Origin of the sequence: Rhodococcus sp. DMU2021 (assembly GCF_019641445.1) — a bacterium.
Lineage (GTDB): Bacteria > Actinomycetota > Actinomycetes > Mycobacteriales > Mycobacteriaceae > Rhodococcus > Rhodococcus pyridinivorans.
Genome location: NZ_JAIFKB010000008.1, coordinates 32,656 through 58,676, shown reverse-complemented (window position 1 = coordinate 58,676; position 26,021 = coordinate 32,656). Strand labels below are relative to the sequence as shown.

Annotated in this window: 10 protein-coding genes; 4 read left to right on the top strand and 6 right to left on the bottom strand. The window is 70.0% G+C overall.

All coding sequences use genetic code 11. The annotated features are described in order from the left end of the window. Window positions 1–39 precede the first annotated feature (39 nt). Window positions 40–438, top strand: coding sequence for a hypothetical protein (locus tag K3M35_RS13255; protein ID WP_006551838.1), 399 nt, complete (start codon window positions 40–42; stop codon window positions 436–438). 68 nt (window positions 439–506) lie between these two features. On the opposite strand, the gene entS is transcribed toward K3M35_RS13255, so the two are convergent. The 5 genes from entS to K3M35_RS13230 all read right to left on the bottom strand — a co-directional run bounded on the left by entS (window position 507) and on the right by K3M35_RS13230 (window position 20,330). Then, window positions 507–1,757, bottom strand: coding sequence for an enterobactin transporter EntS (gene entS, locus K3M35_RS13250; RefSeq protein WP_024102995.1), 1,251 nt, complete (start codon window positions 1,755–1,757; stop codon window positions 507–509). A 10-nt stretch (window positions 1,758–1,767) separates the two neighbouring features. Further along, window positions 1,768–1,989 (bottom strand): phosphopantetheine-binding protein, encoded by a 222-nt coding sequence (locus K3M35_RS13245; protein WP_006551840.1) that lies wholly within the window; start codon window positions 1,987–1,989, stop codon window positions 1,768–1,770. Then, window positions 1,911–11,288, bottom strand: a complete 9,378-nt coding sequence (locus K3M35_RS13240) for a non-ribosomal peptide synthetase (RefSeq protein WP_220666528.1) — start codon at window positions 11,286–11,288, stop codon at window positions 1,911–1,913. Before K3M35_RS13240 ends, K3M35_RS13245 begins: the two co-directional genes overlap by 79 nt. A gap of 110 nt (window positions 11,289–11,398) precedes the next feature. After that, window positions 11,399–12,427: an ABC transporter substrate-binding protein gene (locus tag K3M35_RS13235; protein ID WP_039585887.1), complete on the bottom strand. Its 1,029-nt coding sequence runs from the start codon at window positions 12,425–12,427 to the stop codon at window positions 11,399–11,401. A gap of 94 nt (window positions 12,428–12,521) precedes the next feature. Beyond that, window positions 12,522–20,330: a non-ribosomal peptide synthetase gene (locus K3M35_RS13230; RefSeq protein ID WP_220666527.1), complete on the bottom strand. Its 7,809-nt coding sequence runs from the start codon at window positions 20,328–20,330 to the stop codon at window positions 12,522–12,524. A gap of 178 nt (window positions 20,331–20,508) precedes the next feature. On the opposite strand from K3M35_RS13230, the gene K3M35_RS13225 reads away from it, so the two are divergent. From K3M35_RS13225 to K3M35_RS13215, 3 genes are read left to right on the top strand one after another with little or no spacing between them, the layout of a single operon-like run. Next, a complete protein-coding gene (locus tag K3M35_RS13225) occupies window positions 20,509–21,651 on the top strand; it encodes an isochorismate synthase MenF (protein ID WP_024102991.1) in 1,143 nt (380 codons plus the stop codon). Next, window positions 21,648–22,430 (top strand): 2,3-dihydro-2,3-dihydroxybenzoate dehydrogenase, encoded by a 783-nt coding sequence (locus tag K3M35_RS13220; protein ID WP_220666526.1) that lies wholly within the window; start codon window positions 21,648–21,650, stop codon window positions 22,428–22,430. Before K3M35_RS13225 ends, K3M35_RS13220 begins: the two co-directional genes overlap by 4 nt. Before the next feature lie 43 nt (window positions 22,431–22,473). Then, window positions 22,474–24,123 carry a (2,3-dihydroxybenzoyl)adenylate synthase gene (locus K3M35_RS13215; protein ID WP_071936283.1) on the top strand — a complete coding sequence of 550 codons (1,650 nt, stop codon included), beginning with the start codon at window positions 22,474–22,476 and terminating at the stop codon, window positions 24,121–24,123. Here K3M35_RS13215 and K3M35_RS13210 read toward each other — a convergent pair. After that, window positions 24,074–25,972 (bottom strand): ABC transporter ATP-binding protein, encoded by a 1,899-nt coding sequence (locus K3M35_RS13210; RefSeq protein ID WP_220666525.1) that lies wholly within the window; start codon window positions 25,970–25,972, stop codon window positions 24,074–24,076. The genes K3M35_RS13215 and K3M35_RS13210 overlap by 50 nt on opposite strands. Between the last annotated feature and the right edge of the window lie 49 nt (window positions 25,973–26,021).

The following is a 26,021-nucleotide window of genomic DNA, read 5'->3' as shown; positions in this document are numbered from 1 at the left end:
CTGTTTCGTATTCGCTCGAGATCGGGCACCATCTCTGCGGTGAGAACGACAAGCGGCGGCAAGGACACCATCGACGACGTGACGTACTTCCCCGTCGGAGCTGCGGAGCATGCTCTGCAGCGACTGGCACACGCTACGGCGATGCAGGACACGACGGATTACGAGTCGCTGCGCTCTGCCATGGACGCGGAGTACTTCTGGCGCGGTGTCGCCGAGACCTTCCGGATCGCCGACGAGGCGTTCCGGATCGTGTCGTCCGCGACACGCGACCGGCAGGACATCTGCGCGCACGTCATGGCACGCGCTGCCGACTGGGTGGGCACCATCGAGCTCGCCACCGAGGGATCCCGGTTGTACGGCGCGCTCGTCGCTTACACCCAGGGCGTCAGCGAAGGGTATTCGGCCGTGGAGGCCTGGGCGCGCGACGGACGGGTATGACGCGAAAGCGCTGATCGACGCGAAGGCGGGGCCGGGGATCACCCCGGCCCCGCTCGTCGACCCGCAGGTCAGCCCACAGCTTCGAGATCGCCCGTGTCCTCGAACCGCCGCAGCGTCGGGGTCGCAACGAACATGATCGCGATGATCACCACACCGGCCACGCCGTAGATGGTCAGGGCCATCGAGATCGGCACCAGCGAGGCCACGACGCCCGCCGCGACCGCGCCGACGGAGGTACCGGCCGTCACCTGCGCGCCCCACACGGCCGCGATCCGTCCGCGGTACTCGTCGGAGGTGTTGCGCTGGACGGTCGCGTACCGCACGACGTCCGCGAGCGAGTCGCCGAAACCGTGCGCGGCCAGACCGAGCAGCACGACGGCGAGGACGCCGGTCGCGCCGGCACCCACCAGACCGGCGGCGGAGACCGCCATGAGCAGGTACACCACCAGCCCGTACCGGCGGATCGAGCCGGTCCAGCCGCTGGTCAGCGAGCCGACCACGGCTCCGACGGCGGGTGCGGTGTAGAGCAGGCCGACCACCGACGGTCCGACGCCGAGCACCTCGTCGGCGAACTCCGGGATCAGCACGGCCCAGCCGGACAGCAGCATCGCGAGGAATCCGACGATCAGCACCTGCCCCACCACGCGGTTGTGTGCCGCGTACCGGAAACCCGACACCACCGACTTCAGCGGTGATTCCTCCGCCACGTGCGTCGGCGGCAGCGACGGCAGGCGGGTGATGCAGAAGGTGGTGATCGCCGTGGTGAACGCCGCGAGCGCGTAGGCCACACCCACACCACCGGCGGCGATGACGACACCGCCGAGCGCCGGGCCGATCATGGAGCCGAGGTCGGCGGTCAGCGCCATGAGCGCGCCGGCCGCGGCGAGCTTGTCGCGCGGGATCAGGCTGGGGGTTACCGCCATGAGCGCGGTCGAGGAGATCCCGCCCGCGATGCCGTCGACGACGGCGAGCACGTAGATCGCCCACATCTGCGGTTCGGGCAGGAACGCGTTGATCGCCAGCAGCGCGAAGGCGACGCCCGCGGTGCCGCGGGCGAGGGCGATGACGTTCCGCCGGTCGTACCGGTCGGCGAGCACCCCGCCCGCGAAGGTGGCCCCGAAGGTGGTCACACCGATCACCGCGGAGACGGCGGCGACCTGCGCCGTCGAGCCGGTGAGCTGGTACACCTGCACGGGCACGGCCACGATGAGGAAACCGAGACCGAACAGCGACACGACGCGTGCGGTGAACAGGTACCGGAACTCGCGGCTGGTCCGCAGTGGGTCGAGGTCGATGAGGAGCTTCTCGAAGACGGCCACGATCACCCGCTCATCCGCGGGTGAGCAGCGCGATCCACTGCTCGAGGTCGGGGGCGGAGGCGAGGTCCACGAAGTCGACCTCGACGCCGGCGCTACGCCACTGTTCCACGAGGGCCATCAGCCGGACGGAGTCGAGTCCCTGGTCGACGAGGCTCACCGAGGGGTCGAGTTCGTCGACGTCGATGTCCAGGATCCGGGCGGTGTCGGCGAGGACGGTAGTGCGATCGAGCATGGTGTTCTCCTTGTTTCGATGTGTGCAGGCGCTGTGCCCTGGTAAGCGGTGCCGGTGAGTTCTTTGGCGGCGACGACGACCTGCACCGTCTCCTGCCAGATCCGCGCGATCTCGGCGAGCGTGTCCGCGTCGATCACGTCCGCTGCGGCGGCGAACTCGCATTCCAGAACCGCGCCGTCCGGGGTGTCCTCGGTGATCGCGTCCACCTGCAGGACGTGGTCGAGCGGCATGTCCGGATCCACCGAACCCCCGATCGCAGCGGCGCCCGGTGCACCCGACCACGGGCTGCCCGACGCCTCGCCGAGCGTGAGCCGACCGAGGTAGTTGAAGACGACGGCCGGCGGCACGTACCGGGCGAAGCGGTCGCCGAAGTCCGGGTTCAGTCGACGCAGCAGGCCGAAGCCGATGCCGTTGTCGGGTCGTTCCCGCGACGCGCGGGCCACCGCACGCAGCACCGCGCCCGCGGCGTCGGTGTCCCGGGACGCGGACGCCACGTCGACCTCCGCCAGATCCACCGTCACCGGATACATCGACGTGAACCAGCCGACCGTGCGCGACAGGTCGGCACCGGGGACCACCTGCTCCTCCCGGCCGTGTCCCTCGAGGTCGATGCGGACCTGATCGCCACCCCGGACCGACGCCACCGCGACGGCGAGGGCCGAGAGCAGGATGTCGTCGACGACGTTCGCGGCCAGGACCCGCTCGGTGACGTCGACGGGCAGCTGCACGCGGGTCGACCGGGTCGAGAGGACGGTGTCGCGTGCCGGGTCGAGCGGGCGCGAACCGAGCATCGGTTCGTCGGCGTCGACGGCACGCTGCCAGGCCGACCACGACGCGGTGATCCGCTCCGAGCGTGCCGCTTTCGCGAGTTCGTCCGCCCACACCCGGAAGGGTGTGCCGCTCGACGACAGGGTCACCGTCTCCCCGCGTTCGGCCTGTTCGACGGCGTCGGCGAGGTCGGGGACGAGGATCCGCCACGACACGCCGTCCACCACGAGGTGGTTCACGACGATCAGGACGCGTCCGGCCTGCTGCGGCCCGAAGTCGAACCACACGATCTGCACCATCGTCCCGTTCTCGGGATCGAGTGCGGCGTACGCGTTCTCACGCTCCTCGTCGAACAACTCGTCCCAGTCCCGGCCCGTGGCGTCGACGCGCCGCACGGCTGCGGTGAGGTCGGGAACGGTCTCGGGGACCGTCCACGACGGTCGGCCTTCGTCGTCGACACGGAAGGTCGAGCGCAGCATCGGATGGGCGGCCACGAGTGCCTCGACCGCGGTACGCAGGGTGTCGAGCGTGAGCCCGACCGGCGCGACGAGCAGTCGCGCCTGCGAGAACCGGGACAACCCCGTCCACTGCTCGAGGGTGTCCCACACGATCGGCGTGACGGTCACCTCGCCTGCCACGTCGCCGACGGCTGCCGGACGGGTCTGTCCGCCGCCACTGTCGATCGCGGCCGCGAGTGCCTCGACGGTGCGCAGTTCGATCACCTGACGCGTGGTGATCCACAGCCCTGCCGCCCGGACCTTCGACACGAGCTGGATCGAGACGATCGAGTCGCCACCGAGGGAGAAGAAATCGTCGTCGATCCCCACCCGTTCGAGTCCGAGCACGTCCGCGACGAGTCCCGCCAGGACCCGCTCGGTGTCGGTACGCGGTGCACGCGCCCCGACCAGCGACGAGAAGTCCGGCTCGGGCAACGCCTTCCGGTCGACCTTGCCGTTGGCAGTGACGGGGAAGGCGTCGAGTACGAGCACCACGGCGGGCACCATGTAGTCGGGCAGACGCTCGGCAACGGCGGCACGGACGACCGCCGGATCGACGGCACCGTCCGGGGTCACGTAGCCGACCAGACGCGTCACTCCACGACTGTCGGTGTGCGCGTCCACGACCGCGTCCCGCACCCCGCGCACCGCGGTCAGCGCGGCCTCCACCTCACCGAGTTCGACCCGGAAGCCGCGGATCTTGACCTGATCGTCGCCGCGGCCGAGGAATTCGAGCACGGGTCGGCCGTCGGCACCACGCACCCGCCGGACGAGGTCGCCGGTGCGGTACATACGGGTGCCGTCGTCGGCGAAAGGATTCGGCACGAACCGCACCGTCGTGAGGTCGGCTCGGCCGAGATATCCGCGGGCGACACCGGCACCGGAGACGTACAGTTCGCCGACCACACCCATCGGGACGGGCCGGAGCATCGCGTCGAGGACGTACGCGCCGGCGCCGTGCACGGCCCGGCCGAGGCACGGTGTGTCGGCGTCGGTGACGGCCCCGATGAGCGAGTCCACGGTGCATTCGGTCGGTCCGTAGAGGTTGAAGGCGCGCCCGTCGGTCAGCTCCCGCAGTCGCTGCCACGACGCCGGATTGACTGCCTCGCCACCGAATCCGACGGAGGCGGGGCGGTGTCCGCTCTCGTACAGTCCGGCAGCGAGCATGCGGTCGAGGAAGGACGGGGTGACCTCGAGGAAGTCGAGTTCGTGCTCGAGCGTGTATGCGACCATCCGTTCGGGATCACGCATGGTGTCCTCGTCGAAGACGTGCACCGTGTGTCCGTCGAGCAGCCACAGGGTCGGCTGCCAGGAGGCGTCGAAACCGAACGACCACGCGTGCCCGACGCCGACGGAATCGCGTCCGGACGCCGCTACGGTCGGGACGTAGAGATCCGCGCGGTGGCTCTCGAACAGGTTGAGCAGGTTCGCGTGCGTGACCGCGACACCCTTCGGCAGTCCGGTCGAACCGGAGGTGTAGATGACGTACACGCCGTTGTGCGGGCGCAGCGCACCGCGGCGGTCGGCATCCGTCAGTGGGGCGGTGGAGAATTCGCCGAGTTGCAGGTCGGGGTCGTCGAGCACCACGATCCTCGTGTCGCCTGCGATGGGGACGATACCGTCGAGAACCGAGGCGACCGTGACGATTACCTGTGGTCGAGAGTCGGAAACCATGTGCGCCAGTCGATCCTGCGGATAGGACGGGTCCATCGGCACGTACACGCCACCCGACGAGATCGCCGCCGCGATCGCGACGACCATGTGCTCGGACCGCGGCAGCGCGAGTCCCACGACCGTCTCCGGTCCGACTCCGGCGTCGACGAGGAGCCGCGCGAGTCGCGCGGAGCGCCCGCCCAGTTCCGCGAACGACAGTGTCGTGCCGTCGGCGACCACCGCAGGTGCGTGCGGGGTGCGGGCGATCTGCCGCGCCAGGAGATCGGCGACGGTCGCCGCTCCGCTCGACGGGGCCGCGGGGGTCGTCGACCGGTCGCTGCGCAGACCGGCCCGCTCGGCGGTCGTGAGCACATCGAGTTGCGCCACGGTGCCGGGGTTCTCGGCGACGAGCTGGTCGAGGATGCGGACGAGGCGCTCCCCCAGTGCGGTGGCGTCGTCCTCGGTGAACAGATCGGTCCGGTACTCGAGGCCGAGGTGCAGTTCGTCCTCCAGTCCCACGACCAGCACGAGCGGGAAGTTCGTGGCGTCCGAACCCCCGACCGACCCGACCCGCACGCCGCCGTCCCGTTGCGCCGCGTCGAGGGCCTCGCGGTCGACGGGGTAGTTCTCGAAGACGAGGAGGGTATCGAACAGTTCTCCGATCCCGACGGCACGTTGGATGTCGGCGAGACCGACGTACTGGTGGTCCATCACGCGGTTCTGGGTGCCGTGCGTGCGAGTGACGAGATCGGTGATCGACTCCCCCGCCTGCGTGCGGACGCGTACCGGGACGGTGTTGATGAACAGGCCGATCATCGATTCCACGCCCGGCACGTCGGGGACGCGCCCGGCGACGATCGCACCGAAGACGACATCGTTTCTGCCGGTGAGCGCCCCGACGAGAAGGCCCCAGGCGGTCTGCACGAGTCCGTTGACCGTGACGCCCTGTGCGCGGCTCGCTTCGACGAGCCGCCGCGACAGCCCGTCGGGCACGGCGACCGCCAGTTCGGCGGGAAACTGCGGTCGCAGCGCCGTACCGGACGGTGTGACGAGGGTGGGTTCGCCCACGCCGTCGAGCAACTCGCGCCACACTTCGACACCGGCCGCGACGTCCTGTTCGCCGAGCCAGTCGAGGTAGTCGGAGAACGGCACGACCGGCGCGAGTCCGGCGGCGGAACCCCCGGCGGCGTAGATCTGCAGGAGTTCCTGCACGAGCAGCGGGGTGGACCAACCGTCGGAGACGAGGTGGTGCATCGTGAACAGCAGTCGCGCACGCGTCGGTCCCGCGACCACCAGCGTGAAGCGCACCAGGGGTGCGGCCGCGAGATCGAATCTGCGGGTGCGGTCGGCGGCGAGCAGTTCCGCCACCCGCGTGTCGAGTTCGCCGGGCTCGACGGTCCCGAGATCGACGACCTCCCAGTGCGGTTCGGCGGTACGACGGACGACACCGATCGGTTCGCCCGCTGCGCCGAGTCGATAGCCGGTGCGCAGAACGGCGTGCCGGTCGACGAGTGCACGCACCGAGCGCTGCATCGTGCCGGCGTCGACGCGGCCGTCGAGGGCGAGGTCGGTCTGCATCGTGTAGACATCGACACCCTCGGCGACACTGCCCGATCCCGACGGCTCGTCCAGTCCGGCCAGGAAGTACATGCCGCGCTGCAGGGGTGTCAGCGGCACGACGTCCTCGATGCCGTCCGGATTCTCGGCGTGCAGTGCGAGCACCTCGTCGACGGACAACCCGGACGCCGTGAGCACCGACGGCACGGGGACGCCCACGGCACCGCCGGAGACCGTGTCGGTGAGAAGGTGCAGTGCCGCGAGCCAGCGCTGCCCGATCCGGCGGGCCCGATCGGCGTCGAGAGCACCGGTGGCGTAGGTGAACACCGCCGAGAGAGCGGGTCCGTCCGGTCCGTCCTCCGTGATCGCGTTGACGTCGAGGACGTGGTCGAGGGGCATGGCCGGATCGACGGAACCACCGAGCGCGGCCGCCTCGGGTGCGGCCGACCACGCGGAGTCGGCGGTATCGCCGAGGGTCATCCGGCCGAGGTAGTTGAACATCACCTCCGGGGTCCGGTAGCCATCGAAGCGGTCGCGGTCGTCGCCGAGGAAACGCAGGAGACCGAAGGAAATTCCGTTGTCGGGAATGCGTTTCAGCGATTCGGTCGCGTGGGCGACGGCCCGGAGCGGAGCACCGCCGTCGAGTGCACGGTCTCCGCCGAGTTCGACCGTCACGGGGTACAGGGAGGTGAACCATCCGACGGTACGCGACAGGTCGGCACCAGGCACGATCTGTTCCTCGCGTCCGTGACCCTCGAGATGCACTCGCAGGGCGGATCCGCCGCAGACGTCGGTGACGGCGAGTGCGAGGGCCGCGAGCAGCACATCGCCGGTGCCGATACCGAGGGCGGACGGCACCGTGGTGAGGATGCGTTCGGTGACGTCGACCGGTACGTCGATCTCGACGGACGCCGAGGTCGACACGATGTCGCGCTGCGGGTCCAGGGCGCGGCTTCCCACCGCGGGCGAACTCTCGGCGGCGAGGGCGGATTCCCAGAGCGGCCACGATCCGGTGATCCGCTCGGACGAGGCCGCTTCGACGAGCGATTCCGCCCACTCCCGGAAGGACGTCCCGGTGTCCTCCGGCGCTGGCGTCTCCCCGCGGGTGGCCGCGGAGACGGCACCGGCGAGGTCGGGCACCAGGATCCGCCACGACACGCCGTCGACGACGAGGTGGTGCGCGACGACGACGATCCGTCCGGCCTGCTGCGGTCCCGGGTCGAGGAAAACCACGCGGAGCATCACCCCGGCTTCGGGGTCGAGTGCGTCGACAGCCTCCGCCGACGCTTCGGCGATGAGGTCGTTCCACGAAATTTGTTCCGTGGTCGAGTGATCCACTCGCCGGACGAGCGTCGCGGCCTCCGGGATGTCCTCGGGCACGATCCATGTCGCACCGCGACGAGTACGCCCCGACGGTTCCGAGTCGCCGACGGTGAACCGCGAGCGCAGCATGGGGTGGGCCGCGAGCAGCGACCGCACACCCGTGACCAGATCCATCTCCCGCAGGCCGACGGGGGCGACGAGCGTCCGGGACTGGGTGAATCGGCGCAGCGAGTCGAACGATCCGGACGCGAGGGATTCGTGCACGATCGGCGTGACGGGCACCGGGCCGGTCGCCGCCGTCCGGCCTCGCCGGGGTTCCTCGGCGGGTGCCTCGCACGCTGTGGCGAGTGCGGCTGCGGTGCGCAGTTCGAAGACCTGACGGGCGGTCACGCGCAGGCCGGCCGCGCGTAGACGCGACACGAGTTGGATGGAGACGATCGAATCGCCCCCGAGGGTGAAGAAGTCGTCGTGGACACCCACGCGGTCGAGGCCGAGGACGTCGGCGACGGTGGCGCACAGCGTCCGCTCTGTCTCGGTGCGCGGTTCGCCGGCACCCGCCAGGGACGAGAAGTCCGGTTCGGGCAACGCCTTCCGGTCGATTTTGCCGTTGGCCGTGATCGGAAGGACGGGAAGAGCGACGAGCACCGCCGGGACCATGTAGTCGGGCAACCGGTCGGCGAGCGCGGCCCGCACCTCAGCGGTGTCGGGTCCGTCGCCGACGATGTACCCGACGAGGCGGGTGGTCCCCCGGTGGTCGGTGTGTGCGACCACCACGGCGTTCCGCACGGCCGGATGCGCGGTGAGTGCGGTCTCGATCTCGCCGGGTTCCACTCGGAATCCTCGGATCTTGACCTGGTCGTCGTCGCGGCCGACGTATTCGAGTGTGCCGTCGTCCGTCCAGCGCACGACGTCGCCGGTGCGGTACATGCGGGCACCCGCGGGCCCGTGGGGGTCGGCGACGAAGCGCGCCGCGGTCAGGTCGTGCCGGCCGAGATAGCCTCGGGTGACACCGTTTCCGGAGACGTACAGTTCACCGGCCACTCCGATGGGCACGGGACGCAGCCAGTGGTCCAGGACCCGCACGCTCGTCCCGGGAGTGGGACCGCCGATCGTCACGGTGTCCCCCGCGATGTGCGCGGAAGTCGCGTCGACGGTGCATTCGGTGGGTCCGTAGCAGTTCGTCGCCACCACGTCGCTCGCGGCGAGTCGCTGCCACAGCGCGGTGCTCACCGCTTCGCCGCCCACGGTGACGATCGCGGGAACGTGCCCACCCGGTTCGAGGAGACCGGCGTCGAGCAGGCGGTTCATGAGCACGGGCACGGTGTCGACGTAGTCGATGCCGTGGGTGCGCACGTAGTCGACAATGTGGTCGACGTCGGCACGGTACTCGTCGGGAAGCACGTGCAGCACATGGCCTTCGAAGAGCCAGGTGAGCGCGGCGACCGCCGAGTCGAAGGCGAACGGGTAGGTGAGCAGGACGTGCCACTGCCCGTCGCGCGGCGCACGACCGGCGGCTTGCATGGGCCCGGCGGCCTGTGCGGCGTGCAGGTCGGCGAGATTGGCGTGCGTGACGGCCACGCCCTTCGGCAGACCCGTGGAGCCGGAGGTGTAGACGACGTAGGCCAGATGACCGGGGCGGAGCGGAGCGCGCCGGTCCGCATCCGTGAGCGGAGCGGACGGCAGTTCCGACAATGCGGACTCGACGTCCGGGTCGTCGAGGACCAGCACGTCGGCCCCGTCGAGCACGTCGCCGAGACCCGCGCGCACGGCTTCGGTGGTGATCACCAGTCGCGGTGCGGCGTCGGTGATCATGTGCTTCAGCCGGTCGGCGGGATAGGACGGGTCGAGCGGCAGGTAGGCGCTTCCGGAGGTGAGGACGGCAACGATCGCGTCGACCATGGCGCCGGTCCGGGGAAGCGCGAGACCGACCCGGTCGTCGGGTCGCACCCCGCGGTCGACGAGCAACCTCGCCAGTCGTGCCGAAGCCGCGCCGAGTTCACCGAACGACGATTCCTGCTCACCGCACACCACTGCGGGGCGGTCGGTGCCGGTGGTGAACCGGTGCGCGAGCAGGTCGGCGACGGTGCCGCTCGACGGTGCCGCGGGTGCGGTGGACCAGGTGCCCAGCACGCGTTCCCGTTCCGCGGGCGGCAGAACGTCGAGGTCGGCGACAGGCGCATCGGGCCGGGCACACAGGGCCTCGAGGATCGCGACGAGGCGGGCGCCCAGGGCGGCGGCCTCGTCCGCGTCGATCAGCGACGGGCGGTGGTCGATCTTGACGACGAGCCGGTCGGACATGCCGGCCGTGAGGACCAGCGGATAGTTGGTGGCGTCGCGTCCGTCGACGCCGGTGATCGTCACTCCCCCGGCGCGTTGCGCTCGCTCGAGGGCGTCGCGGTCGACGGGATAACTCTCGAAGACAGTGAGGGTGTCGAACAGTTCACCGATCCCGACGGCGCGCTGCACCTCGGACAGGCCCAGGTACTGGTGATCGACGGTGCGCGACTGCTCGAGCTGTACGCGTCGCAACAGTTCGGTGACGGTCGCGGCGGGATCGAGCCGCACCCGCACCGGAACGGTGTTGATGAACAGCCCGATCATCGATTCCACGCCGACGAGTTCCGGAGGGCGGCCCGAGACCGTCGCGCCGAAGACGATGTCGTCGCGGCCGAGCAGACCGGACAGGAGCATCGCCCACGCGGTCTGCAGCACCGTGTTGAGCGTGACGCCGCTCGCGCGGGTGAGCTCCGCGAGCTTCGCGCCGAGCCCGTCGGGGACCGGAACCTCGAGTTCGCCGCAGCGTTCCGACGAGCGGGTCGCTCCCGGCGGTGCCACGAGCGACGGCTCGCTCACACCGTCGAGCGCCTCCTGCCACAGCGACCGGGCGGCCTCGCGGTCCTGGCGCCCGAGCCACGCGAGGTAGTCGCGGTAGGGGCGCACGGACGGCAGGCCCGACGCCGATCCCCCGGCGGCGTAGATTTCGAGCAGCTCGCGCACGATGATCGGGGACGACCAGCCGTCGACGACGATGTGGTGGGCGGTGAGCAGCAGGCGCACCTCGTCGGCGCCGAACCGCACGAAGGTCCAGCGAACGAGCGGCGGTTGCGTCAGGTCGAACCAGTCGTACAGGTCGTCCTCGACGATCTGCTCGAGCCGGCGTTCCGCCTCGGCGCGTTCGAGACCGGACAGATCCTCGCTGCGCCAGGGATTCTCCACGCCCGACACGACGAGACCCGCCGTACGGCCGTCCTTACGGGGACGGAAGCACGTGCGCAGCGCCGGATGACGGTCGAGCAGCGCCTGCGCGGAGGCCGCCATCCGCTCCTCGTCGACGGCCCCCGAGAGTCGCACCACCGATTGCACCGTGTAGGCGTCGGGATCGGCCGCAGCCGTGTCGTCGGATGTCGAGCCGGTCGGCGCCGCAACGGTACTCAGGTAGAGCAGGCCCTGTTGCAGCGGCGAGAGCGGAACGATGTCTTCGAGCGCAGTGGAACGGGTCATCTGTCGCTTTCGGTATGGACGGTCATTTCGGGCACGGACGACGAACGGCCCCCGCGCCGGGACGTCGGGGGCCGTTCGGTCGGTGGTGCGGGGCGGGCCCGCAACAGCGACTACTCCTGGTTCTGGTTGGCCGGAAGTTTCGCCAACTCGGCATCGATGGAATCGAGTGCCAGCAGAGCGGTTTCGTAGGTCGCTGCACTGGAGTGCTTGACGGCGACGAGGTTGCCGGCCTTCACGGCGGGAAGATCCTGCCACAGCGGGGAGGCGAACAGTTCCTCCAGCTCGGGCGGCAACGAACCGTCGGCCTCGACACCGTAGACGATCACGTCGGCCTCGCCGAGGTTCTCGGGCAACTGCTCGACCGACAGGTACTCGGCGTGAACTCCCTCGGGATCGGTCGGCTCACCGAAGAAGTCGAACCCGAGATCGTCGAACAGGTTGGTGGTGTACGACGAGGCGTATTCGCGGGAGAACTCACCGGGCTCGGTACCGCACACACCGCAGACGCCGGCGAACTTCAGGCCCCCGAGCGAGTCGGCGTACTTGTCGGCGATCTCGGCAGCGCGAGCCTCGTACTCCTCCTTGAACTCCCCGTAGGAGTCGCTGACGTTCGCGGCATCGGCGTACTGCTCACCGAGTTCGCGCCACTCGCCCGGAACCGTGAGCCCGACGAAGACCACCGGGGCGAGCGCCTCGAGCTTGGCCACGTCGACCTGCTCCTGCACGCGGGCCGGGACGCCCATGATGATGAGGTCGGGATCTGCGGCGGTGACTGCCTCGTAGTTGAGCTCCGAGACGGCGCCGTCGGGAGCGACCTTCGGCAGCGCCTCGTAGGCGGCCAGGGTCTCCTCGTCCATGTTGTCGAGCTCGCGGCTCCACTCGCATACGGCGGCGAGGTTCGCGCCGGCCTGGATGAGCGGGAGGGTTGCGTAGCCGCAGGACACGATCCGCTGGGGGTCGGCCGGGATCTCGATGCTGCCGTTCTGCGCTTCGAAGGTGCGCGTCGCGGCGGAGTCGGTGCCGCTCTCCGCGCTGCTGCTGTCGCCGTCGCTCGAACATCCCACAAGTCCGACGGCCAGCAGGGCTGCCGCGCCGAGCGCCGCGGCGCCCCGCGCGCGCTTGCGTTCCAGAACGCGCATCGTTGTTCTCCCAGAGTCTCCCGCCGGGGCGCGTTGCCCCGGTCATGGTTGGTTAGGCTAACCGAAAGAGACCGCCTCGCCAAGCGCTCCGTCCTCAGCCGAATTCGAGCGCGAAATCGTCGATCTCCGACTGGTCGAGGTCGTCGAGCGTGAGGTCGGACGGTGTGAACCCGCCCGCGTCCTCGTCCGACGCGTGCCCGGCGAGCGCACGCAGCGCCGCGATCCACTCGTCGGCCAACGCCGACACTCTCTCCGCAGGAACGAGATCGGGGCTGTACCCGAACATCCCGCGCAGCACCGGCTCGGCACCGGAATCGTCGGTGAGCACACCGATCTCGACGGCGTGCGCCACGGGCATGTCGGCTTCGGTGGCCCCACCGAGCGCCGAACCCTCCGGAGCACCGGCCCACGCCTGCCCTTCGGTCTCGCCCAGCGTGAACCGGCCGAGATAGTTGAATCCGATGTCCACAGCGCCGACGCTCGCGAGTTCCGGGCCGCCCACTGGGTCGAGATGCCGCAGCATCCCGAATCCGATTCCACTGTCGGGGATCTCCCGCAGCTGTTCCTTCACGCGTTTCAGAGCGTCACCCGCGCTCGCTCCGCCGGCATACGCGTCGGCGACATCGAGTCCCGCGACGTCCAGGCGCACCGGATAGAGCGTGGTGAACCACCCCACCGTGCGCGACAGATCCGCCCCCGGAACGGCCTGTTCCTCACGGCCGTGCCCTTCGAGATCGACCGCGACCGCCCCTTCGCCGCACACCCGCGCGGAGGCCAACGCCAATGCCGTGAGCAGGACGTCCTCGACACCGGCGTGGAACCGCTCGGGAACGGTCGTGAGCAGCGCGTCGGTGAGCTCGGAGGGAACCTCGACCTGCACCCTCGCGGTTTCTGCCATGGTGTGCCGCGTGGGATCCGGATCACCGGACGCCAGACGCACGCGTCCCGCCGGGGCGAGGATGCGCCGCCACAACGACAATTCGGATCTGCGCGCCGGCACTCCGTCGAGCAGTCCCCGCGCCCAGCGGCGCAGCGACGTGCCTGCGCGCACCGGGGCGACACCGTCGACCGCACCGGCGAGATCGGGCACCAGGATGCGCCACGACACACCGTCGACGACGAGGTGGTGCACCGCGACGAACACCCGTCCCGGCGCGTCGGGACCGGCGTCGAAGAAGATCACGCGCACGAGCGCGCCGGCGGCGGGATCGAGTTCGGCATAGGCGATCCCGGTCGCGGCGACGATCGCCTCCTGCAGGTCGACCGAGTCCGAGACGTCCACGCGGGTCACGACATCGGCGGCGTCGACGGAACCGACCGGGCGGACGTCGAGCACCCGTGCCTGCGGATCGAAGACGGCCCGCAACGCGTCGTGCGTGTCGAGCAGGGCCTGGACGCCGTCGGTCAGCCGGTCGAGCGTCAGCCCTGCGGGCGCGAGGAGCAGCCGCGACTGCGCGTAGCGGGCGTACGGTCCACCACGGTCGAGCATGTCGTGGACGATCGGAGTCGCCGGGACGTCCCCGAGTGCCGCCTCGACGTCGACCGTCCCGGGCCCGTCCTCGATCTCCGCGACGCGGGCGAGTCCCGCCGGGCTGCGGTGTTCGAAGACGTGCCGCGCGGTGAACCGGATCCCGGCGGCGCGCGCCGCGGACACCAGCTGGATGGACACGATCGAATCGCCACCGAGAGCGAAGAAGTCGTCGTCGGGGCCCACGGCATCGAGTCCGAGCACCGACGCCGTCAGCTCGCACAGGCGTTGTTCGAGTTCGTCCGCCGGCAGGCGACTCTCGGTGGCCGGCGTGAAGACCGGCTCGGGAAGTGCTCTGCGGTCGATCTTTCCGTTGCGGGTGACCGGGAGCTCGTCGAGCACGACCGTGACGGCGGGGACCATGTGGTCGGGCAGCCGGTCGGCGACGTACATCCGGAGGGTGTCGGGGTCCGTCGTTCCGGCCGCGTAGGCGACGAGCCGCTTTCGACCCGGTTCGTCCTCGCGGACCACGACCGCCGCGGCACTCACCGCGGGATGGCCGCCGAGCACGGTCTCGATCTCACCGAGTTCGATGCGGAAGCCGCGGATCTTCACCTGGTCGTCGGTGCGGCCGAGGTAGTCGAGCACCGGGCCGTCGGTGCCGGAGATCCTCCAGCGCACCAGATCGCCGGTGCGGTACAGGCGCTCGCCGCCGGTGCCGAAGGGGTCGGCCACGAACCGTCCCGCGGTCTGCGCGCTCCGGCCGAGATAGCCGCGGGTGACGTGCGGGCCGCCGACGTACAGTTCGCCGGGCACGCCCGGGGGCACCTGCCGCAGGTGCGCGTCGAGGACGTACACCCGGCCGCCGTGGATCGGCGTTCCGATGTTCGGGGTGCTGCCCGGGGTGAGTACGACGCCGGTCGCGTCGACGGTGCATTCCGTCGGACCGTACATGTTGCTCACGCGCACATCGGTTTCCGCAGCGAGCTGCGACCACAGCTCACCCGGTACCGCCTCGCCGCCGAGCACCATGGACTCGGGACGGTGCGGCGCGGCGGGGTCGAGGAGCCCCTCGGTGAGCAGGCGACCGGCGAGCACCGGACCGCAATCGAGTGCGTCGATGCGGTGCCTCCGGACGTACCGGACGATCCCCTCGGCATCGGCCATGAGGTCCTCGGCGAGCACGTGCACGGTGTGGCCGCCCAGCATCGCGAGGAGAGGCTCGACGGACGAGTCGAACGCGAAGGTGTAGCTCAGCAGCACGGTGCGTCGGCGCGTCGCGGGATCGCCGACGGTACGGGTGCGCACCGTCTCCCACAGGTTCACGACACCGCGGTGCGGTACCACCACACCCTTCGGGGTGCCGGTGGATCCGGAGGTGTAGACGAGATAGGCGGTGGTGTCCGGGTGCACGACCGGCAGGTGCACGTCCGGGCGGTGCACATCCGGGCGGTGATCGGTGATCGAATCGACCGCGTCGGCATCGAGCACGACACCCACACCGGCGTCGCGGAGCATGTACTCGTTCCGCTCCGCCGGCTGTTCCGGGTCGAGCACCAGATAGGCCGCTCCCGACTTCCACACGCCGAGGATCGCTGCGACCAGCACGGATTCCCGCGGAAGACTCAGTCCCACGACGTTGTCGGGGCCGATCCCGTCGGCGACGAGGTGACGGGCGATCCGGTCGGACCACGCGTCGAGATCGCGGAAGGTCAGGCGACTCGACGGGGTGACCAGCGCGGTCTCGTCGCCGTAGCGCTCCACGGTGCGGGCGAACAGTGCGGGCAGGCTGCGGGTCGCCGAGCCGTCGGCGCTGCCACGGTGCGGGCCGGACGGGTCCGGGAGCGCGGTGGCATCACCGGCACGCAGCACCTCGCGCTCGGAGCCGGTGAGCAGATCGAGCTGCGAGAGCCTCGCGTCCGGATCGGCACATACCGCGGCGAACGCCCGCTCGACCCGCGCGGCGAAGGCCTCGGCGGACGACTCGTCGAACAGGTCGCGGGCGTACTCGACGCGCACGCACAAACCACCGTCGGATTCCTCGATGACGCCGAAGGTGAGGTCGAACATCGCGGTGTCGTTCGCGACGAACGAGGGTGTAGGCGTCAGGCCGTCGAATCCCGTGATCGCCGGCGGGCTCTGGTACTGCACCATCACCTGGAACAGGGGGTGCCGGGCCGCGCTGCGCTCGGGGTTGAGGGTCTCCACGACGCGGTCGAACGGGACGTCCTGGTGCGAGTACGCCGCGACGTCGGTGTCCTTGATCCGGGCGAGCAGCTCCCGCACCGTGGGGTCGCCCGAGAGGTCGGTGCGCAGCACCACCATGTTGACGAAGAAGCCGACGAGGTCCTCGAGTTCGGGTGCGGGCCGTCCCGCGGTGGGCGATCCGAGCGGGATGTCCTCGCCCGCGCCGCTGTGCGACAGTGCGACCGCCACCGCCGCGTGCACCATCATGAACATCGTGGTGCCGGTCGTGCGCGCGGCCTCCCGGATCCCCGCCGCACGATCGGCGGGGATCCGGTGCTCGACACCGCCACCCGCGTAGGAGGCCACGGCCGGACGCGGGCGGTCGACGGGGAGGTCGAGTTCGGCCGGGAGACCGTCGAGCTCCTCGCGCCAGAACGCGAGTTGCCGTGCGGCGAGCGAGTCCTCGTCGTCCTGGTCGCCGAGGAGTTCCCGTTGCCAGATCGCGTAGTCGGCGTACTGCACGGGCAACGGTGCAGGCTCGCGGGAGTCGCCACGTACGTGTGCGGAGTAGAAGGTGCCGAGATCGCGCAGCAGCAGCGGCGTGGACAATTCGTCGCTCGCGATGTGGTGGGCGAGCACAAGCATCACGTGCTCGTCGGGCGCCATCGTGAACAACCGGATCCGCAACGGGATCTCGCGTTCGAGATCGAACGCGTGCCGGGCCTCGGAATGCAGGCGCCCGGTGAGCGCGTCGCGGTCGACGGCCTCGACCGCGAAGGGAACTGCGATCTCGGCAACCTCTTCCACTCCGCGCACCTGCTGCATCCCCACGCCGTCGCGTTCGACGAGAACGGTGCGCAGACTCTCGTGGCGCGCGAGCACGTCGGAGACCGCCTGCCGCAGTGCATCCGGGTCGACCGGTCCGTGCAGGTCCACCGTGATGGGGACGTTGTAGGTCGGACTGGGCCCTTCCATGCGGTACATGAACCACAGCCGCTGCTGCGCATACGACAGTGGTGCAAGGGACAGGGCCGCCGGATCGTTCTCACCGCGCGGGACGAGCGCCGGTCCGGCCGGAGCGGCGGTCGGGTGGTCTCCACAGTGCGCGGCGAGCGCGACGACCTGCGGATGATCGAAGACCGTCCGGATCGGCAACTCCACACCGAGCTCGTCACGGATGCGGGCGAGCAGTGTCGCGGCGCTGAGCGAGTGGCCGCCGAGCGCGAAGAAGTCGTCGTCCGCGCCCACCGTGTCGAGACCCAGGATGTCGGCGTAGATCCGGCACAGCGTCCGTTCGGTCTCGGTCTCCGCGGTGCGGGACGAGACCATCGAGGAGAAGTCCGGTTCGGGCAGCGCCGTGCGGTCGAGCTTGCCGTTGGAGGTCAACGGCAGCTCGTCGAGGACGACGAGCGCGGCGGGAACCATGTACCCGGGCAGGAACTCGGCGACGAGGCGGCGCGCCTCGACCGGTTCGGGCACGTCCTGCCCCACGAGATAGCCGACGAGCTGCGCAGCACCGGAGGGATCGGTGCGCACCACCGTCGCCGCACGGGACACGCCGGGGATGCGCAGCAGGGCGGCGTCGACCTCACCGAGTTCGATGCGGAATCCGCGGACCTTGACCTGGTTGTCGACCCGGCCGCGGTAGACGATGCGGCCGTCCTCGGTCCACTGCACGAGGTCGCCGGTGCGGTACAGGCGGGCGTACGGACCCGAGGAGTCCTCCGAGTACGGATTCGCGACGAATCTGCTCGCGGTGAGTGCAGGCGCGTCGAGATATCCCCGGACCACACCCGGCCCGGCCACGTACAGCTCACCTTCGGTTCCGGCGGGCACGGGTGCGAGTCCCGCGTCGAGGACGTGGACGCGCAGGTTGGCGACGGGACGGCCGACGACCGGTGTCTCGGCATCGGCGACCTCCGCGACGAGGACGTCTACGCTGCACTCGGTGGGGCCGTAGAAGTTGAAGGCCGCACCCCGGCGTTCGCGCAGGCGGCTCCACAACCGCTCGGAGACGGCGTCGCCGCCGAAACCGAGGGTGGGCACGGTGCCGTCCGGGAACAGGCCGTCGTCGACGAACTGCTCGAGCCGGCCCGGTGAGAACTCGACGAAATCCCATCCCTCGTCGAGGGCGCGGCGTGCGAGTGCCGCCGGGTCGCGCTGAGTCGCCTCGTCGACGATGTCGACGGTGTGCCCGGCGAGCATCCACAGCAACGGCTGCCACGACGCGTCGAATGCGAGCGACCAGGCCAGTCCGAGGCGGACGGATTCGCGGCCGGCCTCGCGGGCGGCACGGGTGAACACCTGGGCGCGGTGGCTGTGGAACAGGTTGACCAGCCCACGGTGGGGTACGACGACGCCCTTCGGTCTGCCGGTGGAGCCGGACGTATGGATCACGTAGGCGATCGAGTCGGGTGTCAGCGGGCCGCGCTCCGAGTCGTCGAGCGGAGCGTCGGACACGGCGTCGAGGTCGAGATCCTCGAGCACGACGCGCTTCGGCACCCCCGTCACCTCGGCGACCCGGTCGTCGGTCGTGCGGGTGGTGAGGATGCAGACGGGGTCGGTGGAGCCGAGGATGTGGGCGAGGCGTTCGAGAGGCTGATCGACGTCGAGCGGGACGTAGGCGGCGCCGGTCTCGAGGACGGCGTGGATCGCGATCAGCGCGTCGACGGTGCGGGGCAGCGCGAGGGCCACCCGCGCGTGCGGCCGGTCGAGATCGAAGCTCGAGACGAGGTGGCGGGCCAGGCGGTGCACCCGCGCGCCGAACTGTGCGTAGGTGAGCGTCACATGGGCGTCCGCCGCTGCCGGTGCGTCGGGGGCCGCCTCGATCCTCTCCCGCAGCAGGTCGACGAGGGTCAGGCCGGGGTCGAACGGGATGTCCGGGCTGCGGCTCCAGTCGTCGAGGATCGTCCGTCGCTCGTCGGCGGTCAGGACGGACACCTGCGCGAGCGGGGTGTGCAGATCCCGCTCGGCCACCGAACCGAACAGCACCTCCAGCCGCTCGGTGTGGATCGTCAGATCCGCCTCGCTGTAGACGTCGGCGTCGACGTCGACGAACACTTCGAGTCCGGCACTGCCGTCGAGGGGCCGCACGGTGACCATGAAGTCCTGCAGGGGTCCTCGGGCGACCGAGTGCACGGCCGCACGCATGTCGCCGAACCGGAGCGAGTCGCCGAACGGTTTGACGTTGACCGACGGGCCGATGACGCCGCGGGATCCGGTCGGTAGTCGCAGGTCGCGCTGTATGTCCTCGGTGCGGTAACGATAGTGGTTGCGGCACAGCGCCACTCCGTCGCGCACCTGCGCGACGAGCTCGACGAGCGTGGCCGATGCGGTCGGATTCAGGCGCAGCGGAACGACATTGACCGCGGTGATCGGCACCCGCAGTGCGGCGCTGCCGAGCCGGTTCATGACGGGGAAACCGAGCGTGAGGTCCTCGCGGCCGGTAACTCCGCGCAGGTAGGCGGCGACGAGCGCGGTGACCGCGTCACCCCAACTCGCGCCGACCTCCTTGCCGAGAGCCACCAGACCGCGCTGCCGGTCGGCGTCGAGGGTGAAGCGCGTGCCACGGGAGCGCCGCGCGATGCCACCCGGGCCGGGCCGCAGGGCGACCGCTTCGTCCACGCCGTCGAGGTACGCGTTCCAGAAGTCACGGTCTGCGTCGAAGTCGGCCGAGTCGCGATAGTCCGATTCTTCCCGTATCACCGATTCGACCGAATCGAACCGTGCGGCAGCAACTTCCGTACCGGCGACCGCGGCGCTGTAGCGCTCGGCGATGCGCCGGTTGAACAGCGAGAACCCGAAGGCGTCGAGGACGATGTGATGGGCACGCAGGTAGAGCAGGACGTGATCGTCGGCGAGTCGCAGGACCGCGGCCCGGACGCACGGATCCACCGACAGGTCGACGGGCCGCTCGAGGTCGCGCGCCATCCACTCGTGGGCCGCCTGCCAGGGGTCCGCCGCGGAGGTGAAGTCGACGGTCGGGGCGAGATCGAGTGTGCGCGCACCGGGAATCCGGACGACTGTACCGTCGGCGAGGGTCTCGAACCCCGCGACCAGCACCTCAGCCTCGGATGCCGCCTTGGAAACCGCTGTGACCAGCGCTTCCTCGTCGACCGCGCCTCGCAGTTCGATGCATTCCGAGGTGTTGAACAGCGGGTTGTCGGGGTTCAGTTGCTGGGCGAACCATACGCCCGACTGTGCGCGCGACAGAGCGAGCCGTGAGGCGTCCGGTCCGGCTAGGGGCACTGGAGATCCTCTTTCCTTCGATCGAAACGATTGGCTGGGAACGGAATCCGCTGATGTGCGCGCTGCGGCGCCGGAGGGCACAGTACCAAAGGTTAGGCTTACCGTATATGTTGCTCAGTGATCGTGTGTCCTGTGGCGCGGTCCTGCCAGCAGACCTCCTCAACCGGAAGGTACGAGAATGCAAGTGCCGGTCCTCGGCGCAACCGCTACCGACCGGGCCGAGCGGCCCGTCGCGCACCCGTTCGTCCTGTCCCGCCCGCACGGCACGGTGATCGCCGAAGGCGTGAGCGAACACTTCGACCGCGCGTCCGCCGCCGCCGACGCCCTGCGCACCGGACAGGTCGCCGCGATCGTCGGAGCACTGCCCTTCGCACCCGACGGTCCGGCCGCACTGACCGCTCCGAACACACTCCATCACTCCCCCGCGCACTACGACGCACCGGCCGCCGACCTGCCCCCGATCACGATCACGGGCGCATTGCCGTCGGAAGGTGAGCACATCGATCGGGTCGAGACCGTACTGCGCCTGCTCCGCTCGGACGACAACGACCTTCTCAAGGTGGTCCTGGCCCGGGCACTCGCCCTGCGCGCCGACCGGCCCGTCACCCCGCACGACCTCCTCGTCGCTCTCACGCGAAACGATCCGCTGCACAACGGCTTCCTCGTCGACCTCACAGCAGCCGGTGGCGTGTGGACGGGACGTCACCTGGTTGGGTCGAGCCCGGAGGTGCTCGTGCGCCGTCGCGGAGATCGGGTCACCGCTCACCCCCTCGCCGGATCCGCACCGCGGCATTGCGACCCCGGGATCGATCGGGCGACGGCCGACAGGCTCGCCGGCTCCGCGAAGAACCTCGCCGAGCACGCGCACGTGATCGATGCGATCCGCGCCGCGCTCGAACCGTTGTGTGTCGACCTCGACATCCCCGAGCAGCCGACCGTGACGAGCACGCGCCAGCTGTGGCATCTCGGCACTCCCATCGAGGGTCGCCTGCACGATCCGGGTGTCACGGCCCTCGATCTCGCACTCGCGGTGCACCCCACCCCCGCGATCTGCGGCACGCCGACCGCGGCCGCCCGCGATCTGATCCTCGCGACCGAGGGTGACCGGGGCTTCTACGCCGGTGCCCTCGGATGGTGCGACGCCGCGGGCGACGGCGAATGGTTGGTCACGATCCGCTGCGCCGTCCTCGATGCCGACGGTGTCGGGCTCACGGCCTACGCCGGGGGCGGTATCGTCGCCGACTCCGACCCTGCCGACGAACTGGCCGAGACGACCGTCAAGTTCGGCACCGTCCTCGATGCACTGGGAGTACTCCGATGACCGAGACCGCACCATCCCCCGTCACGCTCGTCGTCGGAGCCGCGCAGGGTATCGGCCGCGCGACCGCCGAGGCCCTGGCGCGTGCCGGTCACCGTCTCGTGCTCGCCGACCGCAACGCCGAAGGACTGCGCAAGACTGTCGCGCTGCTCGGCGGCTCCGTCCCCACCTACCCCGTCGACATCCGCGACCACGACGCCGTCGCCTACCTCGTCGAGAACATCGAATCCGAGCACGGACCGATCGAGCATCTCGCGCACGTCGCAGGTGTCTTCACCACGGGCTCGGTGCTCGACTCCGATCCCGAGGACTGGCAGCACATGTACGACGTCAACGTCACCGGCCTGCTGTCGGTCCTGCGTTCGGTCGGACGGGCCATGCGGGAGCGGAGGTCGGGTTCGATCGTCGTCGTCGGATCGAACTCCGCGGGCGTGCCGCGCATGGGCATGGGCGCCTACGGATCGTCCAAGGCCGCGTCCACGATGATCGTCCGGATCCTCGGACTCGAGCTGGCGCAATACGGGATCCGCGCCAACATCGTCGCGCCGGGTTCCACCGACACCGCCATGCAGCGCTCGCTGTGGGAGGACCCCAACGACGACGCCGGCGCACGCAGCGCCATCGAAGGTGACCTGTCGCAGTTCAAGGTCGGCATCCCCCTCGGCCGCATCGCCGAGCCCGCCGACATCGCCGAGGCCATCGAGTTCCTGCTGTCCGATCGTGCTCGTCACATCACCATGCAGGCGCTCTACATCGACGGCGGCGCCACCCTCCGCGCCTGACCGACAGACCTGCATCGACCCTGATCCCGAAAGGAAACGTTCCGTGACAACCGGTTTCGAGCGCACGCCGCTCGCCGACACCGCCCGCTACCCCGAGGAGTTCGCCGAGCGGTATCGCGCAGCCGGTTACTGGACGAACGAGACCTTCGGCGAATTCCTCCCGGCCCGCGCCGCCCGGTTCGCCGGTCGCATCGCCGTCGTCGGACACGACGCGACGGGCACCTGGCGGCGCATCACCTACCGCGAACTCGACGACGCCTCGGCCCGCGTCGCCGCCGGTCTCGCCGACCTCGGGGTCCGGAAGGGCGACCGAGTAGTCCTGCAGTTGCCGAACATCGTCGAGTACACCGAAGTGCTCTTCGCGGTCTTCCGCCTCGGTGCGCTCCCCGTCTTCTCCCTGCCCGCGCACCGCGCGTCGGAGATCGGCTACTTCTGCCGGTTCAGCGACGCCGCAGCGTACGTGATCGCCGCCGAACACGGCGGATTCGACTACCGCGTGCTCGCCCGGCAGGTCGCCTCCGAGATGGAGAATCCGCCGGTGGTCGTGGTCGCCGGTGAGGCCGAGGAATTCACTGCGCTCGGGTCGTTGCGCGACCGCGAAGCGGCGCCGATCACGGAGAACGACGCCGGAAACGTTGCCTTCCTGCAGCTGTCGGGTGGCACGACCGGAACGTCGAAGCTCATCCCCCGCACCCACGCCGATTACCTGTACTCCGTGCGCGAATCCGCGGTGATCTGCGGAGTGGACGAGAACACCCGCATGCTGGTCGCGCTGCCGGCGGCGCACAACTTCCCGATGAGCTCGCCGGGCATCCTCGGTGTGCTGCACGCCGGCGGCACCGTCGTCCTCGCTCCGGATCCGAGCCCCGACACCGCGTTCGCCCTCATCGAGAGCGAGGGCGTGACGATGGCGTCGCTCGTCCCGCCCCTCGCGCAGGCGTGGCTGTCGGCGCGGGCCCGCACCGAACGCGACCTGTCGTCGCTCGAGGTGCTGCAGGTCGGTGGTGCGAAGTTCCCGGCCGAGGCCGCCAAACGCGTTCGCCCCGAACTCGGCTGCACGCTGCAGCAGGTCTTCGGTATGGCGGAGGGTCTCGTCAACTACACCCGGCTCGACGACGACGAGGACACCATCGTCACCACCCAGGGCCGGCCGATCAGCCCCGACGACGAGATCCGCGTCGTCGACGACACGGACGAGCCCGTCGCCGCGGGCACCACCGGCCACCTGCTCACCCGCGGCCCGTACACGATCCGGGGCTACTACAATGCGCCGGAACACAATTCGATGGCATTCACCCCGGACGGCTTCTACCGCACCGGCGACATCGTCCGGCTCACCGAGCACGGCTACATCGTCGTCGAGGGACGCGCGAAGGACCAGATCAATCGCGGTGGCGAGAAGATCGCGGCCGAGGAGGTCGAGAATCATCTGATCGCGCACCCGGCCGTGCTCGACGCGGCGGTGGTGTCGATGCCCGACAAGTATCTCGGCGAGCGCACCTGCGCCTTCGTCGTCACCGAGGGGGAAGCGCCGAAGGCCCTCGCGCTCAAGAAGTTCCTGAGGGAGCGAGGGCTGGCCGAGTACAAGATCCCCGACAAGGTGCAGTTCGTCGACGCCTTCCCGGTCACGGGTGTGGGCAAGATCAGCCGGAACGAACTGCGGCGCGCCCTCGCGGCCACTCTGAAGGACTGATCTCGCTCCGCGACGACGGGATGACTTCACCCCGTTCGGCTCGAGCGGCGAGGATTGCGTAGCGGCCACCGCGGGCGACGAGGTCGTCGTGCGTTCCGCGTTCGACGATGTGGCCCCGGTCGAGGACCACGATCTCGTCGGCGTTGCGCACGGTCGAGAGCCGGTGCGCGATGGTGATGGTCGTGCGTCCGCTGCGCGCGGCGTCGAGGGCCTGCTGCACGGCGTGCTCGGTGTCGTTGTCGAGGGCGCTGGTCGCCTCGTCGAGCACGAGGACACGCGGGTCGCGCAGGAGCGTGCGGGCGATCGCCAGTCGCTGTTTCTCACCACCCGAGAAGCGGTATCCGCGGGCGCCGACGACGGTGTCGTAGCCGTCCGGCAGCGAGACGATCAGGTCGTGGATGTGTGCGGCGCGGGCCGCGGCCTCGATCTCGTCGTCGGTCGCGTCCGGCTTCGCGTAGCGCAGGTTCTCCCGGACGGTCGCGTGGAGGAGGTAGGTCTCCTGCGACACCACGCCGACCAGTCCGGCGAGATCGGCGAGCCTCATGTCGCGCAGGTCGACACCGTCGATGCTCACGCGTCCCTCGACCGGGTCGTACAGTCGTGCGACGAGCGAGCCGAGCGTGGTCTTGCCCGAGCCGGTCTCGCCGACGAGCGCGACCTGCGCCCCCGCCGGGACGTCGAGATCGATGCCGTCGAGGGCGTTGCGGTGCGCTCCTTCGTAGCGGAAGCTCACGTTCTCGAACCGCACCCGGCCGGCGACGGTCGCAGGGTCGACGGGCACCGGATCGCGCGGGTCGTCGATGTCGACCGGAAGGTCGAGGTATTCGAAGATGCGGCTGAACAGGGCCAGCGAACTGGTGACGGAGACACCGACGTCGAGCAGGCTCATCAGCGGCCGGAACAGCGCGCCCTGCAAGCCGGTGAAGGCCACCAGGGTGCCGATCGTCATGCCGCCCGAGGTGGCCGGCAGACCGGCGACGAGATAGAGGACGGCGGGGATCGCCGCGAAGACGATGTTCATCGTGGCCATGCGCCAGCGGCCGGACAACTGCGCGTGCACCTCGAGATCGGCGAGTTCCTCCGACGTGCGGGCGAACTTGTCGGACAGTGCCGGGCCGGTGCCCAGCGTCTTGACGAGCAGCACGCCGCTGACCGACAGTCCTTCGTCGATCTGCGACTGCATGTCGGCGAGGCGCCGTTGCTGACGGGCGGTGACGGCGCGGCGCATGAGCGCGACCCGGCGCGTGAGCCAGATGGCCGGCGGGAGCACGATCAGGGAGAGCAGAGCCAGTCGCCAGCTGAGGACCGCCATGGCGATCGCCGTGCCGACGACGGTGGTGACGTTGGACGCCAGTGAGGTCGCGGTGTTGGTGACCACGGACTGCATGCCACCGATGTCGTTGGTCAGCCGCGACTGGATCTCACCGCCGCGGGTGCGGGTGAAGAAATTCAGCGACTGTCGCTGCAGGTGGGAGAAGACCCGGGTACGCAGACCGTGCATGACGTTCTGGCCGACGGTCGTGGAGATCCAGGTCTGGACGACGGACAGGAGCGAGCTCGCGACGGTGACGGCCAGCATGCCGCCGACGGCCCACAACAGCAGGCTCACGTTCTGGTGCGGGATGGCATCGTCGATGACGGCGCGGACGAGGAAGGGCGTCGCGAGGGAGATCACCGACGAGGCGATGATGAGCGCGACGACGAGGGTGATCTTCCACCGATAGGGCGCGAAGAGGGCGCCGATACAGCGCAGGCTCACCGGGGCCTCGCGGAGCTGCTCGAGATCCTTCTTGTCGATCCTGCCGCGGCTGCCCGGCTTGCCGCCGAGAGTGGGTGGGGGCTGCATCATGTGCGCCACCTCGATTCGTGGTTCGTGACTCGCACTTGTTGAGGTTGCC

Excerpts from the sequence above, each read along its gene's own strand:
- K3M35_RS13220 (WP_220666526.1), top strand. The coding sequence starts at position 21,648 with ATGACCGAGACCGCACCATCCCCCGTCACGCTCGTCGTCGGAGCCGCG.
- K3M35_RS13235 (WP_039585887.1), bottom strand. The coding sequence starts at position 12,427 with ATGCGCGTTCTGGAACGCAAGCGCGCGCGGGGCGCCGCGGCGCTCGGC.
- K3M35_RS13225 (WP_024102991.1), top strand. The coding sequence starts at position 20,509 with ATGCAAGTGCCGGTCCTCGGCGCAACCGCTACCGACCGGGCCGAGCGG.
- K3M35_RS13210 (WP_220666525.1), bottom strand. The coding sequence starts at position 25,972 with ATGATGCAGCCCCCACCCACTCTCGGCGGCAAGCCGGGCAGCCGCGGC.
- K3M35_RS13245 (WP_006551840.1), bottom strand. The coding sequence starts at position 1,989 with ATGCTCGATCGCACTACCGTCCTCGCCGACACCGCCCGGATCCTGGAC.
- K3M35_RS13240 (WP_220666528.1), bottom strand. The coding sequence starts at position 11,288 with ATGACCCGTTCCACTGCGCTCGAAGACATCGTTCCGCTCTCGCCGCTG.